Origin of the sequence: Lunatibacter salilacus, from assembly GCF_009797935.1 — a bacterium.
GTDB lineage: Bacteria > Bacteroidota > Bacteroidia > Cytophagales > Cyclobacteriaceae > Lunatibacter > Lunatibacter salilacus.
Genome location: NZ_VOLC01000042.1, coordinates 1 through 2,161, shown reverse-complemented (window position 1 = coordinate 2,161; position 2,161 = coordinate 1). Strand labels below are relative to the sequence as shown.

The following is a 2,161-nucleotide window of genomic DNA, read 5'->3' as shown; positions in this document are numbered from 1 at the left end:
CAGCAGCCTGACGGACATGGAAACGGTAAGCAGGGAGGAGATGGTGAAACTTTACCCCTGGATGCGGCTATCCGCTGGGCGAGGGAAATGCATTTGCGGGAAACTTGGATTAGGGCAGTCGCAGGGAAGTGCCATCTTTTTGGATAGGGGAAACTTAACTGACCAAAAAAACCGTTAACTTTATGGATAAGTTAATTCGCCATAAAATGGATATTGCGTTAAAATACAGGATCATATCTGAAATCATCAACACGAAAGACGAGCGTGTTTTGAACGCTGTCAAGTCACTTTTGAACATCGAGGACCAAGTTGATTTTTGGGAAGAGTTAAGTGTGGATGACCGTGCTGCCATCGACGAGGGTCTGGAACAGTTGGACAAAGGCCAGTACGTGTCCCATGAATCTGTCCGTGAGGAAATCAAAAACCGATTCAACTTCTAGCCGTGGCGTTGGCGGTCCGATATTCTCCCCGACCTGGGTGTAGAATTCTCTACACCCCAATATCCCTAACCTCCTTTAGAACCGTAACCCGTTCGGGCCATTTGCAATGGCTTACTCAAGAACTACTTGGAAAAAGAATTTCACTTGATATGAACCATAGCTGGCTGAGGTTAGAAAAAGCAATTTTGTAAACAGGTATTCTCATAGCTTGGACAGACTGTCAAATATCGCCTAGGAAATATTAAGTAGTTCTACCTGTGGGGACTTTTGTTTTTCAACTGAAAGAAAAAACTATCTTTATGGCTGTCCACGGGGGCGAAACGTTCTTTAAAGTTGTGATGGAAAGCTGTAAAAAATCTGAAAAGGCTGTCCGGGAGCGTACCGTTACCTTCGGGATGCCAGGCCGAATCTCCTAAAGGACAATGAAAGTGACGGGCTGCTGATCGGAAGCCTTCAGAACGCGATAACTGCGGAAGATATCATCAAGTACGTAAAAAGGAGCTTCAAGGGATTTTACGCACCAAATAAGGTCCTGACGGTACGGCAGAGTGTGATTACCAACCTCCTGAAGGTGGGCAACGATCTGATGATCATCCGGTTGTTTGCGGGGCACATAAACCCCTCGGCAACCGAGAAATACAAACAGGCACAGCTGAAAGAGCTGAAGAGGGCGGTGTTGAAATATCATCCGTTTAAATGAAACCCACAAATCCCAAAAAAACGTTAACTTTATGAAGACAATACATTATAGAGAAATGGATATCAAAGCAGAAAAACTATACCTGATAGAACAGCTGGCAAAACTGGAAGATATAAAGATAATTCAGCAGATCAAAGATTTATTGAGTTCCCAGAAAGAACCAATAGCCGGTTATAAACCGGACGGCGGCCCCATTACCAGGTCAGAATTGGTAGCCAGGGCAAGGAACTCAAATAAAGCCATCAAAGAAGGAAGGGTGATAAGTATTGAGGATCTGGAAAAAGAATCGGAAAACTGGTAAGGGGGATGAATGTTTTAATCACCGAGCCCGCCAAAGAATCATTGAAAGAAATTTGTAAACACTACAGAAGTTTGGAGTTCGATTTTTATGCTATAAAGGTACGAAAGACTATACTTGGAAAAGCTAAGAGTTTATCGGACAACCCGGAAAGAGGGCAGAAAGAAGAAATGCTAAAATCCCTCGATCAGGGACACCGCTATTTATTGGTCGAATCCCACTTTAAAATCATTTATTTGATAGACAAAAAACGGGTCGTAGTGACAGATATAATAGACACCCACCAACATCCCGATAGAATGCTCAAAGGGAACCGGTAACGACCAATCAATACCTAATCCGAAACATACTGCGCCATGCCTTATGTGCACGGGGGAAGTTCGCTGCAAGTCCGTGACATTCCGAGGTTAATGATCAACACAGTTGTCAAAAGGAGAGGCCCAAAAGGCTTTTCTTTTTTTCAATTGAAAGAAAAAAGTCCCTATATTGGAGGCCCCGACTGGGTGTAGTATTCACTACACCCTACTATTTCTAATCTTCTTGGAGGACGTAATCCGTTTCATGCCATTTGCAATGGCTTAAGAAAGAGCTTATTAGTAAACAGATACCGGACATTTTGAAAACTTTCTGACTGAGATTTAAAGACGGTTCCAAAAAAACCATTCCTTCCCCGACTGGGTGTAGTATCCACTCAATGGTATTAAGTTAAGGTAAATCCGGTGA

The 2,161-nt window shown here is 43.2% G+C and carries 3 protein-coding genes; all 3 read left to right on the top strand.

Features of this window, described 5'->3' with window-relative positions; translation table 11 throughout:
* Positions 1 to 182 precede the first annotated feature (182 nt).
* The 3 genes from FQ608_RS27025 to FQ608_RS27015 all read left to right on the top strand — a co-directional run bounded on the left by FQ608_RS27025 (position 183) and on the right by FQ608_RS27015 (position 1,758).
* Complete coding sequence (locus FQ608_RS27025) at positions 183 to 440, top strand: hypothetical protein (RefSeq protein WP_234364430.1); 258 nt, start codon at positions 183 to 185, stop codon at positions 438 to 440.
* A 731-nt stretch (positions 441 to 1,171) separates the two neighbouring features.
* Entirely contained in the window at positions 1,172 to 1,441 is a 270-nt protein-coding gene (locus tag FQ608_RS27020; protein WP_234364429.1) for a hypothetical protein, read from the top strand.
* Positions 1,442 to 1,446: 5 nt separating this feature from the next.
* Positions 1,447 to 1,758 carry a type II toxin-antitoxin system RelE/ParE family toxin gene (locus tag FQ608_RS27015; protein WP_158861631.1) on the top strand — a complete coding sequence of 104 codons (312 nt, stop codon included), beginning with the start codon at positions 1,447 to 1,449 and terminating at the stop codon, positions 1,756 to 1,758.
* The last annotated feature ends 403 nt before the right edge of the window (positions 1,759 to 2,161 follow it).

Coding starts and splice junctions, on each gene's coding strand:
- FQ608_RS27015 (WP_158861631.1), top strand. CDS start 1,447: ATGAATGTTTTAATCACCGAGCCCGCCAAAGAATCATTGAAAGAAATT.
- FQ608_RS27025 (WP_234364430.1), top strand. CDS start 183: ATGGATAAGTTAATTCGCCATAAAATGGATATTGCGTTAAAATACAGG.
- FQ608_RS27020 (WP_234364429.1), top strand. CDS start 1,172: ATGAAGACAATACATTATAGAGAAATGGATATCAAAGCAGAAAAACTA.